The following is a 17,581-nucleotide window of genomic DNA, read 5'->3' on the forward strand; positions in this document are numbered from 1 at the left end:
TGGAGCGGCAGCGATGCCGCTCCGGTTATCACTGCTCGTGCAGCAGCTTCGCCATCATCACCACGTCGCGGAGCTGACCGTCGCGGAGTGCCGCCTGCCGCATCACCCCTTCCCGCTCAAAGCCCAGCCGCTCATAGAGCCGCAGCGCCCGTTCGTTGTCGTGAAACACCTCCAGCTCCATACGTGTAATGCCCAGCCAGTTGCGGGAGTAGTCCATTGCGGTGCGGATCAGCCGCTCACCGACCCCGCGACCGCCGAAATCGGGATGGACTCCCAGTCCAAAACTGATGCAGTGGCGGGTGCGCGGCTTGTTATCGACAAACAGCGTCAGCTCACCGACCAGCTCACCATCAATTTCTGCCACAAAGGCGATAAACCCCTCGGCGTCCATTCGGGCAATTTTTTTCTCCCAGGTCGCAACGCTGGGAAATGGCAGTTGCAGTGTCCAGGGATAGACATCGGGATGACTGTAGAGGCGCTGATAGGCGGCAGCATCCTGCGGTTCCCGTGCCCGAATAATGATTTCCATATTTTCTCCTTTTAGCCGAACGGGGTTCATGCACTAAGCTGTAGCTCTTTACCGGACGGAAAGAGTATCGCTATGTTGTATCGTCGTTTTGAGCGTTTTATCAATATATTTCATGACGCACCCACCGATTCGCCGCCCTCAACGGTCTGGTCGTTTTACCTCTACTACCTGCGCCAGGTCTGGCCCAGTTTCGCAGCACTGCTGGTGGTGGGGCTGGCGTCAGCGCTGATCGAAGTGTCGCTGTTCAGCTATCTGAGCCGCATTATCGATATGGTGAACCACTCCACACCCGCCAGCCTGTTTCAGGATAACTGGCCGATACTCCTGTGGATGGGGGCAGTGGCGCTGATTCTGCGGCCGATTTTTATCGCCCTGCACGACATGCTGGTTCACCAGAGCATCAGCCCGGGTATGACCAACCTGATCCGCTGGCAGAATCACAACTATGTGCTGCGCCAGAGCCTTAACTTCTTCCAGAACGATTTTGCAGGTCGTATCGCCCAGCGCATCATGCTGACCGGCAGTTCACTGCGTGATTCCGCGGTGCAGCTGGTCGACGCTATCTGGCACGTACTGATCTACGCCGTGACGTCCTTGGTGTTGTTTGCCGATGCCGACTGGCGGCTGATGATCCCACTGATTATATGGATGGTCGCTTACAGCGCCTCGCTGCGTTTCTTTGTGCCGCGCGTCAAAGCCCGTTCGGTGGTCTCTTCAGAATCGCGTTCGAAGCTGATGGGCACCATTGTTGATGGCTATACCAATATTGCCACCATCAAGCTGTTTGCCCACAGCGATCTGGAGCGTAAGTATGCGCGTGAGGCGATGCAGGAGCAGACGGAAAAAACTCAGCACGCTGGCCGCATGGTCACCAGCATGGATCTGACGCTGTCAGCACTGAACGGCCTGCTGATTGTCTCAACATCCGCGCTGGCGCTGTGGTTGTGGAGCCAGTCGCTGATCAGCGTCGGCGCCATTGCGCTGTCGACCGGTCTGGTCATCCGCCTGGTCAATATGTCTGGCTGGATCATGTGGGTCGTCAATGGCATCTTCGAAAATATCGGTACGGTTCAGGATGGCCTGAAAACCATTGCGCAGCCGCTGAGCGTGCAGGATGCGCCGCAGGCTAAACAGCTTAAGGTGACGCGCGGCAACATCCGATTCGAGGATGTGCGCTTTGACTATGGCGGTGGCCGTCAGGTGATTAACGGCTTTAATCTCGACATTAAACCGGGCGAGAAGATTGGTCTGATTGGTCCTTCGGGGGCCGGTAAATCGACGTTAGTGAACCTGCTGCTGCGTCTTTATGACCTGAACGGTGGACGGATTGTGATCGACGATCAGGATATCGCCGCGGTGACGCAGGAGAGCCTCCGTAGCCAGATTGGCATGATTACGCAGGACACCTCGCTGCTGCACCGTTCGATTCGGGAAAACCTGCTCTATGGTCGCCCTGACGCCAGCGAGGAGGAATTACAGCTTGCGATTCACCGCGCCCGCGCCGATGAGTTTATTCCGCTGCTCTCCGATTCACTGGGCCGCACCGGGCTGGATGCACACGTGGGGGAGCGCGGCGTGAAACTGTCGGGTGGTCAGCGTCAGCGTGTGGCGATTGCCCGCGTGCTACTGAAAGATGCGCCGGTGCTGATCATGGATGAGGCCACCTCGGCGCTGGACTCCGAAGTGGAAGCGGCGATTCAGGAGAGCCTGGAGTCACTGATGGAGGGTAAAACCGTTATTGCGATTGCACACCGCCTGTCGACCATCGCGAAGATGGATCGACTGGTGGTGCTGGATAAAGGCGGTATTGCTGAGATGGGCAGCCATCACGAGCTGCTGGCGCAGAACGGTCTGTATGCCCGTCTGTGGCAGCATCAGACCGGTGGCTTTGTCGGCATCGATTAATCGCCGCGTCGATAGGGTAAGGCGTCGCGTGCTTCTTCCGCCCAGCCGCGCACGCCTTCCCGCTCCTGCACCAGAAAATCGGCCACGGCATCGCGCAGGCCGGGATGCAGCAGATAGTGCCAGGAGTGGGTAATCTGCGGCTCAAAGCCGCGCACCAGCTTGTGCTCGCCCTGCGCACCTGCATCAAAGCGCGTCAGCCCTTCATCCAGGGCTAAATCCATTCCCTGATAGAAACAGGTTTCGAAGTGCAGCCGGTCAAACTCCGCCAGACAGCCCCAGTAGCGGCCATAGAGCGAGTGGCTGTCCCGCAGATAAAAAGCCATTGCCGCCGGTTGCTGCTGTAAGCGGGCGATCACCACCACAATATTCTGCGGCATTCGTTCCGCCAGCAGACTGAAGAAGTCGCGCGTGAGATAGGGCCGCTGACCGCGCACCGCATAAGTGTTGGCGTAACAGGTATAGACAAAATCCCACTGATCTTCGCGCAGCTCATCACCGCGATAGCGGTCAAACACAAAACCGCTCTGCGCCACCTGTTCACGCTCTTTACGCAGCTGTTTGCGCTTGCGCGACATCAGCGTGTCCAGGAAATCCTGAAAATCGCGGTAGCCACGGTTATGCCAGTGATACTGACAACCGAGCCGTAAGAGCCAGTCGGGCTGATCGGCCAGCAGCGCGTTAGCCTGCGCATCGGTAAAGTTGATGTGCGCGCCGCTTAAGCCTTGCTGCAACAGGCTTTCCGGCAGGGCTGAAACCAGCTGAGACGCGGCAGAGGCTTCTCCCAGCAGGCGTGCACCGGTGACCGGGCTGAAGGGTATCGCGCCCAGCCATTTCGGGTAGTAGCGGATGCCGGCGCGCTGGCTGGCATCCGCCCAGGCGTGATCAAAGACATATTCGCCCTGTGAATGGCGTTTGCGGTAGCCCGGCAGCGCGGCGCGGGTCACGCCCTCTTCCCGCCACAGCAGATGGTCAGGCTGCCAGCCCGCCTCAAACCGTACGCTGCCACTCTCTTCCAGCGTCAGCAGAAAGGCGTGGCGCAAAAATGGCTGGTCATCAGGCAACAGCGCATCCCACTCGGCGGCCGGAATCTCCGCCAGTGACGTCAGGTGAATCAGCGACATGAAATACTCCAGTGAACGTCGGGCAGAGAATCAGTCAAGCAGGTTTTCCGCGCCAGCGAAAGGGTTAAGGCACGCAAAGTGAAGGCTGCATCGCCTGGCCACAGCCCCTATACTGCGACTTTACCTCCTCAGGACTTCGCCATGGATCGACTCGATTGTGACCGGATGTTTGTCACGGTGCTGGAAACCGGCAGCTTTTCTGCCGCGGCGTTGCGTCTCGGCACCAGCAGCAGTCAGGCATCAAAACTGGTTTCAAAGCTGGAGCAGCAGCTCGGCGTGCAGCTGTTTAAGCGCAGCACGCGCGCGCTGTCGCCCACCGATGTCGGACGCAGCTATTATGAGCGGGTGAAGAATCTGCTCGATGCCTTTGAGGCGCTGGATGCCAGCGTGCGTGAAAGTGCGACGACGCCCACCGGCAGGCTGAAAATCAGCGCACCCGGCTCCTTTGGCACGGCGGTATTGTCTCAGGTGCTGGTGACGTTTGCCCGGCGCTATCCGTTGATTGAGCTGGATATCAGCTTTTCAGACCGGGCCGTGAACATCGTCGATGAGGGTTTTGATATGGCGATCCGCATCGGCACGCTCAGCGACAGCAGCCTGGTGGCGCGCAAGCTGAGCGAAGTACATGTGCGTATCGCCGCATCACCGGTCTATCTGGAGCAGTTCGGCACGCCGCAGCACTGGCGTGACATGGCACAGCATCAGTGCATTATCGACACCAATTTTCGCGATCCCTGGCACTGGCCGTTTACCAGCGGGGACGGCAGCAGTGAAATTGTGACCGTGCCGGTGCGTGGACGTTTGCGCTTCGCCAATACTGAAGCCTGTCTGCAGGCCGCCATCGCCGGTCTGGGCATTGCGCGTTTGCCCGGTTTTATTGTGGCCCCGGCGCTGCAACGTGGGGAGATTGTCCGGCTGCTGGAAAACTTTGAGACGCCACCGCTAGGCTTGTTTGCGGTTTATCCGCCCGCCCGTCATCTGCCACATCGGGCACGCCTGCTCATCGACTTCCTGGTGACGCATTTCACGCACGCTCCACCGGCGTGATTTCTTCCATATTGGAAGAAATCATTGTCTTACAGACCCGATTATCAGTCGTTTAGTCATCAGTTAAGCTGCTTCTCTCACCACAGAGGAGTTGCGCGATGTTAGTAGAAGGCAAATGGAGTAGTGACTGGCATCCGGTGCAGGCTACCGATAAACAGGGCGGATTTGTTCGCCAGACATCCGGTTTCCGGCACTTTATCAGTAGCGATGGCTCGACTGAATTCGCCGCCGAACCGGATCGTTACCACCTCTATGTGGCGCTGATCTGCCCGTGGGCGTCACGTGCACTGATGGCCCGCAAACTTAAAGGACTGGAGTCGCTGATTAGTGTCACGGTGGTTGAGCCGCAGCTCGAGGCTCAGGGCTGGCGCTTCGGCACGTTTCCCGGCGCACAGCAGGACCCGCTGAATAACGCGCAATACCTGCATGAAATCTATACCCGTGTCGCGCCCGATTATACCGGTCGCGCCACCGTGCCGGTGCTGTGGGACAAGAAAACCGGCACCATCGTCAATAATGAGTCCGCTGACATTGTGCGCATGTTTAACAGCGGCTTTGGCGATCTGGCCGATAACCGCATCGATCTCTATCCCGCCGCGCTGCGCCAGGAGATTGACGCGCTGAATGAGAGTCTCTATCCGCGTCTGAATAACGGTGTTTATCGTGCTGGCTTCGCCACCACCGCCCTCAGCTATCAGCAGGCATTTAATGACGTCTTTAGCCAGCTCGATGAACTGGAAGCCCTGCTCAGCGATGGTCGCACCTTCCTGCTGGGGGAACGGCTGACTGAATCCGATATTCGCCTGTTCGTGACGCTGATTCGCTTTGACGCCGCCTACCATGGCCTGTTCAAATGCAACCTGCGCCGGATACGCGACTATACGCTGCTGAATCGCTATCTTAAGAGCATGTTATCGGTCTCCGGGGTACGTGAAACGGTCAGTATCGATCACATCAAACAGGGTTATTACTCGATCAAGGCGCTGAATCCGAACGGGATTGTTCCGGCTGGCCCGGATATGAGTGAATACAATTTGTAAGGGCATAAGCTAAAGGAGCAATGATGGCAAAAGCACTGGTAATTTTTCTGCATGGCGTGGGCAGTAACGGCGACGATCTGGCACCAATTGGCCGTCACTGGGCGACGCTGTTGCCGGATGTGATTTTTGCCTCTCCCAATGCGCCTGAACGTTTTCCCGGTGGTTTTGGCTGGCAGTGGTTCAGCCTGGCGGACATCACACCTGAGAACAGGCCTGCCCGTGTTCGGGCAGCACGGGCGGCATTTGATGCAACCCTTAGCGAGATTATCGCGCAGCACGGCTTCGCGGAACGCTGGCAGGATGTGGTACTGGTCGGCTTCTCGCAGGGATCGATCATGGCACTGGATGCCCTGGCGTCAGGCCGTTATCCGCTGGCTGGCGTGGTCGCCTTTTCCGGGCGTCTGGCGGTTGACGGTGAATTAACCCCGCAGGCTCATGTGCCCGCGCTGCTGATTCACGGTCAGGCCGATGAAGTGATCCCGTGGCAGGAGAGCGAATCTGCCGCAGCACGACTCCGGGCCGCACTGGTGCCGGTCGACGCGCGCTTTGAACCCGCCACCGGCCACACTATTTCCGCTCAGGGTGCCCTGCACGCCGCCGGATTTATCGGCCAGTGTTTACAGGATTAACCCCAGTAGCGGTTTAACGCCTGCCAGGCATGACGTGCTGCGACGTCGGGCGGCAGGCGTTTCAGCGTATCATTAAAGACTTCGATGCCCACCGGCCCCTGATAGCCCGCACTTTTCAGCTTATCGACGAAGCGTTCAACATCAATAATGCCATCGCCGGGCAACTGACGATGGTGTTTTGCCATCGCCATCAGGCTCTGCTTATCCTGCGCGGGAACCGCGGCCATATCACACAACTGCACTTCATAAATACGGTCGGCAGGAATGCCGTCCAGCTGCGAGGCGTCACCGCCCAGTGCGCAGATATGGAAAAGATCAACCACCAGCCCGATATTGGGCTGATCGAGCCGCTGCAATCGCTGCCACGCCAGCGGCAGCGTATTGTCCACGCTGCACCAGGCCATCGGCTCATACATAATGCGCATGTTGTAGCGTGCAGCTTCAGAGGCCATCCAGCGCAGGTCATCATCAATCTGGTCGGCGCAGCAATCTTCACGGGTGCTGGCCGGTGCCTGAATTGTGTCGCAGCCCAGCGTCCGGGCAATCTGTATAAACTGGCGCAGCTCTTCGCGCTTCTGGCACCGTAGCGCACCAGGTGCGCCGGTAAAATCGCGCAACACCTGCAGATTAGTAAAGCCAGGCCCCTTCAGTGCGCTGATCTCAGCCAGTGCTGCTGCACCGCCCTCGTACGCGTCAACATCCTCGCGCCAGATCTCGACCTGATCAAAACCGGCGTCGCGCGCCGCCTGCAGTTTCTGGTCGGGTTCACCGTTTAACAACACCAGGTTAAGGAAGGTAGGATTGGTTCGCATGGCTCGGCTCCTTAATCGTCCGGAATAATCGGTGACGTTCAGCGTTACGCCCGCAATAGCCATGCGGGCGTAAAACCTGAAACAGTATCTACCTCTTAAGCGTTAAGACAAGCGCCGATTAGCCCAGTAGCGTGACCAGCGCAAAACCCGCAAACGCCATCAGCAGTGAGCCGATCACATGCACCAGCGCGCTGGCCATCGCCCACATATATTTTCCGGTCTGAAGCAGCCCCATTAATTCCGCGGTAAACGAGGAGAATGTTGTCAGGCCGCCGCAAAGTCCGGTGACGATCAGCAGTTTCCAGATCGGGTCCACGTCGGGATGGCGGACAAACCAGGCCATCGCCCCGCCGATCACCAGCCCGCCGATCAGATTCACCAGCAGCGTGCCCGGCGGCAGATTGGGAAAGAGCGCATTAAAACGCATCGCGAACAGCCAGCGCAGTACACAGCCGGCAGAGCCGCCGATCATCACAGCCAGTAACGGTTTAAACATGTGTTGCTCCTGATGACAGAGTAATGCCGGGCTGAGGAGGGAAAGGCAGAGATAAACTGCGCCTGACGCCTCAGCTCCCGCGAAAGGATTGAGTGTCAGGCGTCATCAGCCGGTGTTAAGCCCACCGGCGGTTGGGAAAGGTGGCACGCCATCACCTTGAGCCGGTGATAATACGACGCCCGTTTCAGGCTGGCAAGCGTGTGCGCATGGCGGATGAATCGCTTGACGCCCTGCCCGCTGGCGGGGTAATGCTGAGCGTTTACAGCCTGTTGCGGAGAGCCTATGCGTACCCTGATTTTTGATACTGATATCGGCGTGGATGATGCCTTTGCGCTGGCTTATGCGGCGCGGACACAGCATCTGCTGGGAATTACCACGGTGTCTGGCAACGTGGCGGTGGGTCAGGCGGTGAAAAATGCCCGGCTGTTCTGCGACAAAATGGCGATTAATGCGGAGGTCTATCGCGGCTGTTCACGGCCGCTGGCGCTGGCACCCTCTGCGCCCGCCAGGCTGCACGGTGAAGATGGGCTGGGCGATGCGTTTGATAACGCCTGCAGCGATGAGGCGCCAGGCGCGGTGCAGTTTATTATCGACAGCGTGCGGGCGCAGCCGCATCAGATCACCCTGGTGGCGATTGGCCCGCTGACCAACATCGCCACAGCCATTAATCAGGCGCCGGATATTATTCCGCTGGTGAAAGAGCTGGTGATCATGGGCGGCGCGTTTGGCACCGATGGTCACAGCGGCAACGTGACACCCTTCAGCGAATTTAATATCTGGAAAGACCCGCATGCCGCCGATCAGGTGCTCGCCTCGGCGCTGAACGTGGTGGTCATCCCGCTGGATGTCACGCACAAGGTACTGATCAGCAGTGATGAGGTTCAGCGTCTGAACCAGCCGGTTTTGAGCGCTATCTGTCGTCCTTATCTGGCTTACAGCTTGGCAAAAGAGGGGTTTGCCGGTATGGCGCTGCACGATACCCTGGCAGTGGCGTGGCTGACACTGCCGCAGGCCTTTACCCTCACTGAAAGTCCGCTGCGGGTCATCACCGAAGGCATCGCCTGCGGTCAGACTGTGCGTAAGCTGAGTCCACTGGCGTCGCGCGATGATCCCTTTGCCGGTCTGCCCTCCCAGCGTATCGCGCTCGGCGTGGATGCCGACGCGGTGCGGGCGCACTTCTTTGAGACCCTCACCGCGCCCTGAAACGCCGCGTTAGCGGTCGAAATGAATCACGCCTTTGATCAGTTCGCGATTATTGATGACTTGCGACTCAAAGGTTTCATCCAGCGTGGAGAAAGCCAGGTGATGATTCAGCATCATTTCAGCACGCAGCTGGCCGCTGGCCATCAGTGCACTTACCCGATCAAAATCTTCGCGGGTGGCATTGCGGCTGCCCATCAGCGTGGTCTCTTTTTTGTGAAATTCACTGTCAGGGATAACCAGATCGCCTTTGTGCAGGCCGACATAGACGATTGTGCCGCCGTGCCGCATCAGGTTAACCGCATTGTTCATCGCCGCCGGGCTGCCGGTGGCGTCGATCACTTTCAGCGCCAGACGACCACCAAACTGATCCCGTAGCGCGCTGTAAAACGCCTCATCCGCCGGATTCAGTGCCGCCAGACCCAGCTGATCAGCGACATGCTGGCGACGGAATTCGCTGGTGTCCGCCACCACGACCTGCGCGCCACTGGCGGCGGCAATGGCGGCGACACCCAGCCCAATCGGTCCGGCACCCACCACCAGAACCTGCTCATCCGCCACAATGCCTGCACGACGCACCGCATGGGCGCTGATGGCAAAGGGCTCAATCAGCGCGGCCGCTTCCGGGGCCACCTCATCCACCGCCAGCAACGTGCTGACCGGCACGCTTAAGTAGTCGCAGAAACCGCCATCCTGATGCACGCCTATCACCGAGATCTGTTCACAGCAGTTGGTCTTGCCACTCTGGCAGGCGTCGCAGCGCAGACAGGAGATGTAGGGCATTAACGCCACCCGCTGGCCTGCCTGAAAGCCCTCGGCGCCACTACCCAGCGCCACCACTTCCGCACAGATTTCATGGCCCAGCACCCGTGGATAGCTGAAGAACGGCTGATTGCCGGACCAGGCGTGGATATCCGTGCCGCAGATTCCGGCGGTGAGAATTTTAATCAGCGCCTCGCCAGCGGCAGGCGTGGGGGTGTCGCGGGTGGCCCAGACCATCTTACGTGGTTCAGCGATGACCAGTGCTTTCATTGTTGTCATGGTGATTCTCCGGTTGTCCTGCAGGCAGTTACGGCGAATCCTGCCTGATGCGCAGCGTTCGTTTACGGGAAGTGTGAAGCACGGCGATTTTTTTGGGCTTTGAATGGTTTTTAATGCATTAAAAACCGGAGAGTCAGATGAGCCGCAGCCAGAATTTGCGCCAGAACGTCATCAACCAGATGCTGGAGAGTATCGCTCAGCGACATATTCGTTCGCCCCTGCCACCGCAGGCGGCGCTGGCGGAGATGTTCAATATCAGCCGGACCACGGTGCGACATACCCTGCACTATCTGCATCAGTGCGGCGTGCTGGATAAAGTGGATCAAACCTACGTTATCGTGCGTGATCCCCGCGATGAGGACAGTTTTAGCGCCTTAACGCCGCCGATTGAGCAGCAGGCCAGTCACTTTGAGCAGATGTTTTTTAATATGATCAATCAGCGGCAGCTGGTGCCCGGCGACACCTTCAGCGAGCTGCAACTGGCGCAGCAGGTGAAAGTCAGTCCGGTTGTGGTGCGCGAATTTCTGCTGCGCTTTATGCGCTATGACCTGCTGGAGCCGGTGAAACGCGGTCAGTGGCGCATGAAAAAATTCACTCAGGATTATGCCGAGAAGCTGTTTGAACTGCGCGAGATGCTGGAAACCCACGCCCTGAGCCGCTTCCTGAATCTGCCCGCCAGCGATGAGCGCTGGGTGCAGGCGCGGGATCTGCTGGATCGTCACCGATCCATGCGCGACACCATCGCCAGCAACTATCGCCACTTTGCTGCGCTGGACCGTCAGATGCATTCGCTGATTTTATCCGCCGCCAATAATCCATTTTTTAATCAGTCGCTGGAGATCATCTCAGTCATCTTTCACTCGCATTATCAGTGGGATGAAAGCGATCTTAAGCAGCGTAACATTGTCGCGCTGGAGGAGCATATGGCGATACTGACCGCGCTGATTGGCCGTCAGGATATTGATGCGCTCTGTGCATTACATAACCATCTGGCGACCGCTAAAACCTCAATGGTGCGCTCAATCGGTCAGTACAATTAAAAACCGATTAAAAACCACAAAGCATTAGCTCCCGCACGATTCAGAAACATCTTTGCAACATCCTTAACCCTTTGCTCTTAGTCTCGACTGCAACGTCACGGCGGCCTTTTGCCGCTGCGCGCAGACCCCTTCTCACCATAACGATAAGTACCCAGTTTCGGGAGAGTGCAATGGAAAAGACCTCAGTAACCGGTCGCGACAGCGTGACCGGCGACACGCCACCAGGCCAGGATTTCGTGCCAATGCGCAGCGATGTGGTGCGTTCACCGCGTATCCGCAAAGTGCAGATTACGGCGATGCTGCTGTTGCTGTTCGCCGCCATCATCAACTATCTGGATCGCAGCTCGCTGTCGGTCGCGAACATGACCATCCGCGATGAGATGGGGCTAAGCGCCACCGAAATCGGCTTCCTGCTTTCTGCTTTTTCGCTGGCGTATGGCCTGGCGCAGTTGCCGTGTGGCGCGCTGCTGGATCGTAAAGGGCCGCGCATTATGCTCGGCATCGGCATGTTTATCTGGTCGCTGTTCCAGGCCGCCTCGGGTCTGGTGCATAACTTTACCCAGTTCATCCTGGTGCGCATTGGCCTGGGTATTGGCGAAGCGCCGATGAACCCGTGCGGCGTGAAAGTGATCAACGACTGGTTCAACATTAAAGATCGCGGCATGCCAATGGGGATGTTTAATGCCGCTTCAATGATTGGGCTGTCGGTGGCCCCGCCGATTCTGGCGGCGATGATGCTGGTGATGGGCTGGCGTGGCATGTTTGTCACCATCGGTATCCTCGGCATGTTCCTCGCTATCGGCTGGTATATGATTTACCGCGACCGGGATAACAACACCCTGAGCGCCGAAGAGATCCACTATCTGCAGGCGGGCAGCGTGGCGTCGCGGAAAGAGCCCATCAGCTTCAAAGAGTGGCGTGGCCTGTTTAAGCAGCGCACCATGTGGGGCATGATGATTGGCTTCAGCGGCATCAACTACACCGCGTGGCTCTATATCGCCTGGCTGCCGGGCTACCTGCAGTCCACCTATCATCTCGATCTGAAAAGTACTGGCCTGCTGGCGGCGATTCCGTTCCTGTTTGGTGCAGCGGGAATGCTGCTGAATGGCTATGTGGTTGACTCGCTGGTGCGTCGTGGCTTTAACGCCGTAAAAACCCGCAAAGTCTGCATCGTTAGTGGGATGCTGCTGTCAGCCGGATTCACCGCCGTGGTGACCCGCGCGACCGACACCACCAGCGCCGTGACGCTGATTGGCATGGCGCTGTTCTGTATCCACTTCGCCGGGACCTCGTGCTGGGGATTGATCCACGCTAACGTCACCGCCCGCATGACCGCTTCGGTCGGCAGCATCCAGAACTTTGCCAGCTTTATCTTCGCCTCGTTCGCGCCAGTGATCACCGGCTGGGTGCTCGACACCACCAAATCGTTCAGCCTGGCGCTGATGATCTGTGCCTGCGTCACGCTGGTTGGCGCACTCGCCTACCTGCTGCTGGTGCGCCAGCCCATCACCGACGGCGAATAATCGCAGGACGGCGTGGCGGCTACGTCAGCGCCGTCAGCGTGACGCCATGTTTTGCACCGTAACGTTTAATACCTGCCATCACCTTCTCTGAATTAAGCGGAGGCGGCGGTGGCAACAGCGGTGCCCGTTCACGCAGCGCCGAGTCGAAGCGGGCAAACGTCGCGAAGTCACGCGGGTAGCGGGCTTCATCCACACCAATTAAAACTCCCTCGTCACGCGCATGGGACAGCAGCGCCCGCCAGCGATCAATCTCCGCCAGCCCGATACTGTCGGTACCATGAGAAAAGAGCATCATATCGATGTTACGGAATGGCGGCTGTTTTTCCAGGAAACGTTGCAGCGCTAATGCCGAGGATTCGCTGCTAAAGCTCAGCCAGAACGGAATCGACTGCTGCTGCTGCGTACACCACGGATCCATCAGCAGGAAACTGTCCACCGTCAGCCGGGCCGGTAAGATTCCCGCCGCCAGATACCAGTCGCGGTAGATCTCCGCCACCACATAACTCATTGCTTCCGGATTCTCGTAGCGAATCTCCATCAGCTTCCAGCTCTGCGCTTCGGCAAGCTTTTTCAGCGGTGCGATCAGATAACCATCCAGCCCCCACTCCGCTTCCGGCACCCGGTCGGTAATGGCTGGCGGCGTCCAGCGCTCACGATCCACACCGTAACGTGCCAGATATTCCGCCACGCGCGGACCGCCCTGCATAAACTCTTTTTCGCTGGCTCCGCCCGGCGCACCAAACTGAAAGAAAGAGCGATCGCTGGTGCGCGTTACCGGCCATTGCTGGGTGCAGTGATTGATAAACAGCGTGGAACCGGCGGGCAGACTGCCCATCAGGAATTCGTTAAAAGCCAGCGGCAGTTCGCGCAGTTTCAGCCGGAAATAGCGCATCTGGTCGAGCATCAGGCGATCCTGATTCGGATCGTGCATGTGGTGAACCGCCAGCCGTGGCCAGGCAGCCAGCAGCGCGGCGGCCACCTCTTTACCCTGCTCAAAATTCGCTTCTGCATCATCCGGATCGTTACTGGCGGCGCGCACCGGACAGAGAAACGTCTGCGGCAGCCAGGGCACGTTCATTGCCGACGCCAGATGTACCAGCGCGCCGTTCGACGAACCGATAAAGGCCGCCGGATAATCCTGCTGTGGGTACTCACTCACCATCCATTCAGCAATGCCTTCTATATCCAGCTCACCCGCCTGGCGCAGGCTGATGCCTTCTGCCATGCCGCCCAGCGCATAACCCCACTCACGTAGCCCGGTCGGCAGACGATTCAGCGAGGGCAGTAACCGGTCAAGCGTCGGTGACTGGCTCGGACTGGCGAAGGGACGATCGTGAAGCGCATTTGCAAGCGCCAGAAGCATGGCGGCAGCAGAGTCAAAACGGGCGATGCCCTTGGGCGGTTTACTCATGCTGATTCTCCTGCTGAATGCGCGCCACGAACGGGCGGATGGCGTTGCAGAAACTCCACGGATAGACGTAGTGCAGCGTGTGGGTACCATCGCGCAGCGTCAGACGTTCGCTGCGCGGCATCAGCGCGGCGAGCTCATCCAGCCAGCGTGCCGGGCAGACTGGATCACGCGAGCCACGCAGCAGCAGTGTTGGCGCGTTGATGTAAGTGAGGCGATGCTCAATATGGTCGCGCATCATGACGCGTAATGTGCCGAACGCGCGCCATAGCCCGGCCTTGGCGTAGTCGATGCGCGCCAGCGAACCCGGCGAGCGATGCTCCTCCAGACCACGATTGCGCCAGTTGCGCCAGAACTGGCGTGTCAGACTGCGCGCATGGCGATCCACCGTCGGCCCTTGCAAGACCAGCCCCGCTACCGCCTGCGGATATTTCACCGCCAGCGCAGCCAGAATCTGGCAGCCAAACGCATTGCCCACCCAGATGGCACGCTGAAACCCGTTGTGCTGCAGCCAGAGCCAGAGCGCATCAGCCTGCTGATCCACCGTCATGATGGGTGCGGAAGGTGGCAGCGTGCTGGCCCCAAAACCAGGCAGATCCGGCACCAGTACGTGATAGTCGCGGCCCAGTGCCAGTGCGAGCGGCTCCATCGCCCGGCCCGACATCACCAGCCCGTGAATCAGCACCACCGGCAGTCCCTGATCCTCATTAGGTGTGACACGCGTAAACATGCGCCAGTCGCCCACCTGCTGGAAATAACCCGCCAGCCCGGCGTGGTGACTGCGCGGCAACACCGGCGGCGTCTGCTTCAGTTGCTGCCAGCGTTTCATACCCCAAAGCGTAGCCGCTACACCTAATCCCACGCCTGCCACAATCGCTGCCTGTTTTCGTCGATGCTTCTGGATCATCCGCTGCTCCTGATTTGGGGAGGATAATTCAGTGTAGGACGGGATTGGGTTGAAGGCGGGTTAATGGTGGGTTGAAGGTTTGGCGTAAGAGGTAATTTCTTAGAGAATGGCAAAATTTGCTGTGTAGCGTCGCTTGCTGTTTTGCGGACAACATGACCCCGACCGTACACTATATTGCAGATGGCAAGTAGCGCACTGCTGCATAATCCTGTTTACGAGTGCTTCGCGCTTTAGAGCTGGATATCAGACATAAAGAGTAGTTATCAGAAAGAGTGCCCTTTGCGGGATTTTTAGTGCCATTATCAGGTAAAGTTATTTAAGCTACACAGGTAATTTTAAGGATAAAAGTCTATGAAATTGAACGAAAAGGCGCTGCTGGATTCCGGCTTTAACTATGCAGATCTTCAGAAGCTTAAAAACAACATTGCTAACTATGGCGGCTCTCTGGATTCGGTTATCCATGACCTTGCTAACCGCTTTATTGCTGCAAAGTGGATTACTATCGTTGCCTTAGCCATTCTCGTTCTCACGTTAGTGCTGGCATCCTCAGATACCAGCATCACGCTCACAGGTACACTTGCAATTGTATTACCTTTTATATGGTATCTAACGCCAGCAACACTTGCCTATAAGGCATGGCGCTATCGTAAATTAACAACTAATTCTTAACAGCGCCCTTAACAGATATAAGGTCAAATATGACTTTGGCCGTAACACCATAACCGACTATGTGCATTGTGAGTTTGGCGCGGCTCATTGTGTTAACTTTTCGGAAATAATCGGATGGCATGTATCTGAATAAACGCCAGGTTCCGGGGCGCCTGAAGAGGCCAAATACGGTATAAGCATTTGCGACCAGCGAGACTGATTTATAGACTGCCAGCCCGCTGTTTGGACTGAACCCCATAAATTGAGCGGAAGACATGGCAGCATCAGCCACTAAACCTTCGGTGTTTTTTATACCCATAACGTAGTTCGAAAATTCTTTGCTTATGCCGTTAGCGCCGTCAATAACCAGCACTGCACCGGCCAGAATACCCATAGGCGTCATAGAACCTATAAGGGTTAGGCCAGTAGCTATTTCGGCACCGGCCATAACAACATTTACAGCAGAAATCACATACCCAACGATTTTATTGTTTTCCTTAACAAACTCCACTTTGGCGTAGAGTTTCGCAGCTTTCATGCGCAGCATTCTGTCCTGCTCCTGAAGGTTTTCCATTTCTATCCGCAAATTTCTAATACATGCCACGCACTCTTCGTCAGATTTTGCACGTCGTGCAGCGGCAAATTCCTTCTCAATGAGATCTCTAATCTCCTGAACGAAATTTACCTGAGTCATGCCATTTGAAAGATGGGCCGAGGACACATGATTAGCCGTATTGATCAGCTTTCTGGCCTCAAGATTAATCATTGTTTCAGCCCAGTGCTTATTTCGGCCTGAGCGCATCATATCGAGCAATGCTGCATCCATTTATATTCTCCCTGAACATTATATCGCCGATAAGACCTCATATATTCAGCTATAAGCCGTCGATTACGAAAGAATTAAGCTACATGAGATAGCATATTAAAGGATGACCTATCAGAAAAAATTTACAACTTAGAGCGGCACTAAATCATGACACTTTTGCCATGATTCTCACGTTGACGCAGAGACAATCAGCATGAAATCGAAAACCAGGTTACATAAACAAGGAATTACAACCAGCACATAACGCACGGCTGCAAAGGCGTCATTTTGTCGCCAGAAAGTGTTTTTAGCGGAAAGACAACAAGAAGAGTGGCAGAAGCAGATTAGACGCACCAGGAAGTGCAAAACGCGGGTTTACTCAGAAGAAAGCAAAAGCAAAAGGTGATAATCACAGGTCGATCCCTGACCGCGATTATCGAGGGTTTCTTGCGGGGTGCTTAGTACATGGCACCCGGCGGTACGTGTTTGAACGTCTCAACATAAGCGCGGAACACGTGTTTAATGATGCGTTTCATAAAATGCCTGATTCAAATTTAGTTGAACATATACTGAAAAAGTATAGCCGCTGTGCGTTTTAACAGCAAATAAATTTGAAGCAGATCACAAAAATACCGCTTTTATGTGCAAAGGCCCTAGGCGGTGTAGCCAAGATGCTGCAACAGAATGGTGGAGCCGACGGCGATTAACACCACGCCACCCAGTACTTCCGCCCATTTGCCCAGTACCGGACCGATAAAGCGTCCGACTAATACGCCGGTCGTCGCCATCACTGTGGTGGCGGCACCAATGGTCAGCGCGGTGGTGATGATATTCACCTGTAAAAAGGCCAGACCAACGCCGACCGCCAGTGCATCCAGGCTGGTCGCGACGGCAGTGGTCGCCAGGACCATAAAGCCATGACTTTGCGGGGCTTCACAAGGTTCTGCGACGGCTGTCTGACGAAAACCTTCCATCATCATACGGCCACCCAGAAAGGCCAGCAGGGTGAAGGCAACCCAGTGATCCCACGCCATGATGTAACGACTGGCCGCCAGGCCAAGTGCCCAGCCAATCAGCGGGGTCAGCGCTTCAATAGAGCCGAAGATCAGACCGGTACGCAGCGCTTCTTTAAAACCAGGACGATGCAATGTGGCACCTTTGCCCAGCGCAGCGGCAAACGCGTCCATCGACATACCCAGCGCAAGAATTAAAGTGGCAATAAAGGTCATGATTTATTCACCTGGGGCGAAAAAGCGGCAATTCACGCTGAATTCACCACACAAAGTGTTCAGTTATGAAAAAGTGGGCGCAGTCTACCACGCAAACCTCAAGATAAAAAGACAGTAAAATCAGGGATTTAAGTATAGCAAAGGCTATAACTCTTATCATTCGCTATGAATGGCGCTAAGTCGATGGTGGCAAAGCATTTT

17 protein-coding genes and 1 riboswitch are annotated in these 17,581 nt (G+C 56.7%); of the genes, 8 read left to right on the forward strand and 9 right to left on the reverse strand.

From position 1 onward, the window contains the following. Positions 1-28 precede the first annotated feature (28 nt). Positions 29-529: a GNAT family N-acetyltransferase gene (locus tag P2R09_RS15920; protein WP_275771170.1), complete on the reverse strand. Its 501-nt coding sequence runs from the start codon at positions 527-529 to the stop codon at positions 29-31. Positions 530-601: 72 nt separating this feature from the next. Here P2R09_RS15920 and P2R09_RS15925 point away from each other — a divergent pair, with 72 nt between their 5' ends. Further along, positions 602-2,434, forward strand: a complete 1,833-nt coding sequence (locus tag P2R09_RS15925) for an ABC transporter ATP-binding protein (protein WP_275771172.1) — start codon at positions 602-604, stop codon at positions 2,432-2,434. On the opposite strand, the gene P2R09_RS15930 is transcribed toward P2R09_RS15925, so the two are convergent. After that, positions 2,431-3,555, reverse strand: a complete 1,125-nt coding sequence (locus tag P2R09_RS15930; protein ID WP_078805100.1) for a GNAT family N-acetyltransferase — start codon at positions 3,553-3,555, stop codon at positions 2,431-2,433. The two genes, P2R09_RS15925 and P2R09_RS15930, sit on opposite strands and share 4 nt — an antisense overlap. A 141-nt stretch (positions 3,556-3,696) precedes the next feature. On the opposite strand from P2R09_RS15930, the gene P2R09_RS15935 reads away from it, so the two are divergent. The 3 genes from P2R09_RS15935 to P2R09_RS15945 all read left to right on the forward strand — a co-directional run bounded on the left by P2R09_RS15935 (position 3,697) and on the right by P2R09_RS15945 (position 6,271). Further along, positions 3,697-4,602 carry a LysR family transcriptional regulator gene (locus P2R09_RS15935; protein ID WP_275771175.1) on the forward strand — a complete coding sequence of 302 codons (906 nt, stop codon included), beginning with the start codon at positions 3,697-3,699 and terminating at the stop codon, positions 4,600-4,602. Between the two features lie 98 nt (positions 4,603-4,700). Then, on the forward strand, positions 4,701-5,642 hold the full coding sequence (locus tag P2R09_RS15940; protein WP_275771177.1) for a glutathione S-transferase family protein: 942 nt from the start codon (positions 4,701-4,703) through the stop codon (positions 5,640-5,642). Between the two features lie 23 nt (positions 5,643-5,665). Next, entirely contained in the window at positions 5,666-6,271 is a 606-nt protein-coding gene (locus P2R09_RS15945; protein ID WP_275771227.1) for a prolyl oligopeptidase family serine peptidase, read from the forward strand. Here the strand turns inward: P2R09_RS15945 and P2R09_RS15950 are convergent. Together P2R09_RS15950 and crcB are read right to left on the reverse strand one after the other, a co-directional pair. Further along, entirely contained in the window at positions 6,268-7,083 is an 816-nt protein-coding gene (locus P2R09_RS15950; protein WP_039661130.1) for a sugar phosphate isomerase/epimerase family protein, read from the reverse strand. The genes P2R09_RS15945 and P2R09_RS15950 overlap by 4 nt on opposite strands. Before the next feature lie 118 nt (positions 7,084-7,201). After that, positions 7,202-7,579 carry a fluoride efflux transporter CrcB gene (gene crcB / locus P2R09_RS15955; RefSeq protein WP_275771179.1) on the reverse strand — a complete coding sequence of 126 codons (378 nt, stop codon included), beginning with the start codon at positions 7,577-7,579 and terminating at the stop codon, positions 7,202-7,204. A gap of 89 nt (positions 7,580-7,668) precedes the next feature. Continuing rightward, positions 7,669-7,744: riboswitch (Fluoride riboswitch) on the reverse strand. A gap of 117 nt (positions 7,745-7,861) precedes the next feature. On the opposite strand from crcB, the gene P2R09_RS15960 reads away from it, so the two are divergent. After that, entirely contained in the window at positions 7,862-8,782 is a 921-nt protein-coding gene (locus tag P2R09_RS15960; protein ID WP_275771181.1) for a nucleoside hydrolase, read from the forward strand. A gap of 9 nt (positions 8,783-8,791) precedes the next feature. Here the strand turns inward: P2R09_RS15960 and P2R09_RS15965 are convergent, their stop codons facing one another. Beyond that, the gene (locus P2R09_RS15965; protein ID WP_110410928.1) at positions 8,792-9,820 is read right to left on the reverse strand and encodes a zinc-binding alcohol dehydrogenase family protein; all 1,029 of its coding nucleotides are present in this window, start codon (positions 9,818-9,820) and stop codon (positions 8,792-8,794) included. Between the two features lie 137 nt (positions 9,821-9,957). Here P2R09_RS15965 and P2R09_RS15970 point away from each other — a divergent pair, with 137 nt between their 5' ends. Both P2R09_RS15970 and P2R09_RS15975 read left to right on the forward strand, forming a co-directional pair. Then, positions 9,958-10,860, forward strand: coding sequence for a GntR family transcriptional regulator (locus P2R09_RS15970; RefSeq protein ID WP_008926343.1), 903 nt, complete (start codon positions 9,958-9,960; stop codon positions 10,858-10,860). Between the two features lie 170 nt (positions 10,861-11,030). Beyond that, positions 11,031-12,383: an MFS transporter gene (locus P2R09_RS15975; RefSeq protein ID WP_003852047.1), complete on the forward strand. Its 1,353-nt coding sequence runs from the start codon at positions 11,031-11,033 to the stop codon at positions 12,381-12,383. Positions 12,384-12,402: 19 nt separating this feature from the next. Here the strand turns inward: P2R09_RS15975 and P2R09_RS15980 are convergent, their stop codons facing one another. Then, on the reverse strand, positions 12,403-13,794 hold the full coding sequence (locus P2R09_RS15980) for a hypothetical protein (RefSeq protein WP_275771184.1): 1,392 nt from the start codon (positions 13,792-13,794) through the stop codon (positions 12,403-12,405). Next, the gene (locus tag P2R09_RS15985) at positions 13,787-14,698 is read right to left on the reverse strand and encodes an alpha/beta fold hydrolase (RefSeq protein WP_275771187.1); all 912 of its coding nucleotides are present in this window, start codon (positions 14,696-14,698) and stop codon (positions 13,787-13,789) included. The genes P2R09_RS15980 and P2R09_RS15985 overlap by 8 nt, the downstream gene beginning before the upstream one ends. Before the next feature lie 351 nt (positions 14,699-15,049). On the opposite strand from P2R09_RS15985, the gene P2R09_RS15990 reads away from it, so the two are divergent. Continuing rightward, complete coding sequence (locus P2R09_RS15990; protein ID WP_275771189.1) at positions 15,050-15,367, forward strand: hypothetical protein; 318 nt, start codon at positions 15,050-15,052, stop codon at positions 15,365-15,367. Here the strand turns inward: P2R09_RS15990 and P2R09_RS15995 are convergent. Together P2R09_RS15995 and mntP are read right to left on the reverse strand one after the other, a co-directional pair. After that, the gene (locus P2R09_RS15995) at positions 15,357-16,172 is read right to left on the reverse strand and encodes a DUF4225 domain-containing protein (RefSeq protein ID WP_275771191.1); all 816 of its coding nucleotides are present in this window, start codon (positions 16,170-16,172) and stop codon (positions 15,357-15,359) included. The two genes, P2R09_RS15990 and P2R09_RS15995, sit on opposite strands and share 11 nt — an antisense overlap. 632 nt (positions 16,173-16,804) lie before the next feature. Next, entirely contained in the window at positions 16,805-17,380 is a 576-nt protein-coding gene (gene mntP, locus P2R09_RS16000) for a manganese efflux pump MntP (protein ID WP_003852038.1), read from the reverse strand. Positions 17,381-17,581: the final 201 nt, after the last annotated feature.

The sequence above is a fragment of the Pantoea sp. Cr_R13 genome (assembly GCF_029222565.1).
Lineage (GTDB): Bacteria > Pseudomonadota > Gammaproteobacteria > Enterobacterales > Enterobacteriaceae > Pantoea > Pantoea eucalypti.

Coding starts and splice junctions, on each gene's coding strand:
- P2R09_RS15920 (WP_275771170.1), bottom strand. CDS start 529: ATGGAAATCATTATTCGGGCACGGGAACCGCAGGATGCTGCCGCCTAT.
- P2R09_RS15925 (WP_275771172.1), top strand. CDS start 602: ATGTTGTATCGTCGTTTTGAGCGTTTTATCAATATATTTCATGACGCA.
- P2R09_RS15930 (WP_078805100.1), bottom strand. CDS start 3,555: ATGTCGCTGATTCACCTGACGTCACTGGCGGAGATTCCGGCCGCCGAG.
- P2R09_RS15935 (WP_275771175.1), top strand. CDS start 3,697: ATGGATCGACTCGATTGTGACCGGATGTTTGTCACGGTGCTGGAAACC.
- P2R09_RS15940 (WP_275771177.1), top strand. CDS start 4,701: ATGTTAGTAGAAGGCAAATGGAGTAGTGACTGGCATCCGGTGCAGGCT.
- P2R09_RS15945 (WP_275771227.1), top strand. CDS start 5,666: ATGGCAAAAGCACTGGTAATTTTTCTGCATGGCGTGGGCAGTAACGGC.
- P2R09_RS15950 (WP_039661130.1), bottom strand. CDS start 7,083: ATGCGAACCAATCCTACCTTCCTTAACCTGGTGTTGTTAAACGGTGAA.
- crcB (WP_275771179.1), bottom strand. CDS start 7,579: ATGTTTAAACCGTTACTGGCTGTGATGATCGGCGGCTCTGCCGGCTGT.
- P2R09_RS15960 (WP_275771181.1), top strand. CDS start 7,862: ATGCGTACCCTGATTTTTGATACTGATATCGGCGTGGATGATGCCTTT.
- P2R09_RS15965 (WP_110410928.1), bottom strand. CDS start 9,820: ATGACAACAATGAAAGCACTGGTCATCGCTGAACCACGTAAGATGGTC.
- P2R09_RS15970 (WP_008926343.1), top strand. CDS start 9,958: ATGAGCCGCAGCCAGAATTTGCGCCAGAACGTCATCAACCAGATGCTG.
- P2R09_RS15975 (WP_003852047.1), top strand. CDS start 11,031: ATGGAAAAGACCTCAGTAACCGGTCGCGACAGCGTGACCGGCGACACG.
- P2R09_RS15980 (WP_275771184.1), bottom strand. CDS start 13,794: ATGAGTAAACCGCCCAAGGGCATCGCCCGTTTTGACTCTGCTGCCGCC.
- P2R09_RS15985 (WP_275771187.1), bottom strand. CDS start 14,698: ATGATCCAGAAGCATCGACGAAAACAGGCAGCGATTGTGGCAGGCGTG.
- P2R09_RS15990 (WP_275771189.1), top strand. CDS start 15,050: ATGAAATTGAACGAAAAGGCGCTGCTGGATTCCGGCTTTAACTATGCA.
- P2R09_RS15995 (WP_275771191.1), bottom strand. CDS start 16,172: ATGGATGCAGCATTGCTCGATATGATGCGCTCAGGCCGAAATAAGCAC.
- mntP (WP_003852038.1), bottom strand. CDS start 17,380: ATGACCTTTATTGCCACTTTAATTCTTGCGCTGGGTATGTCGATGGAC.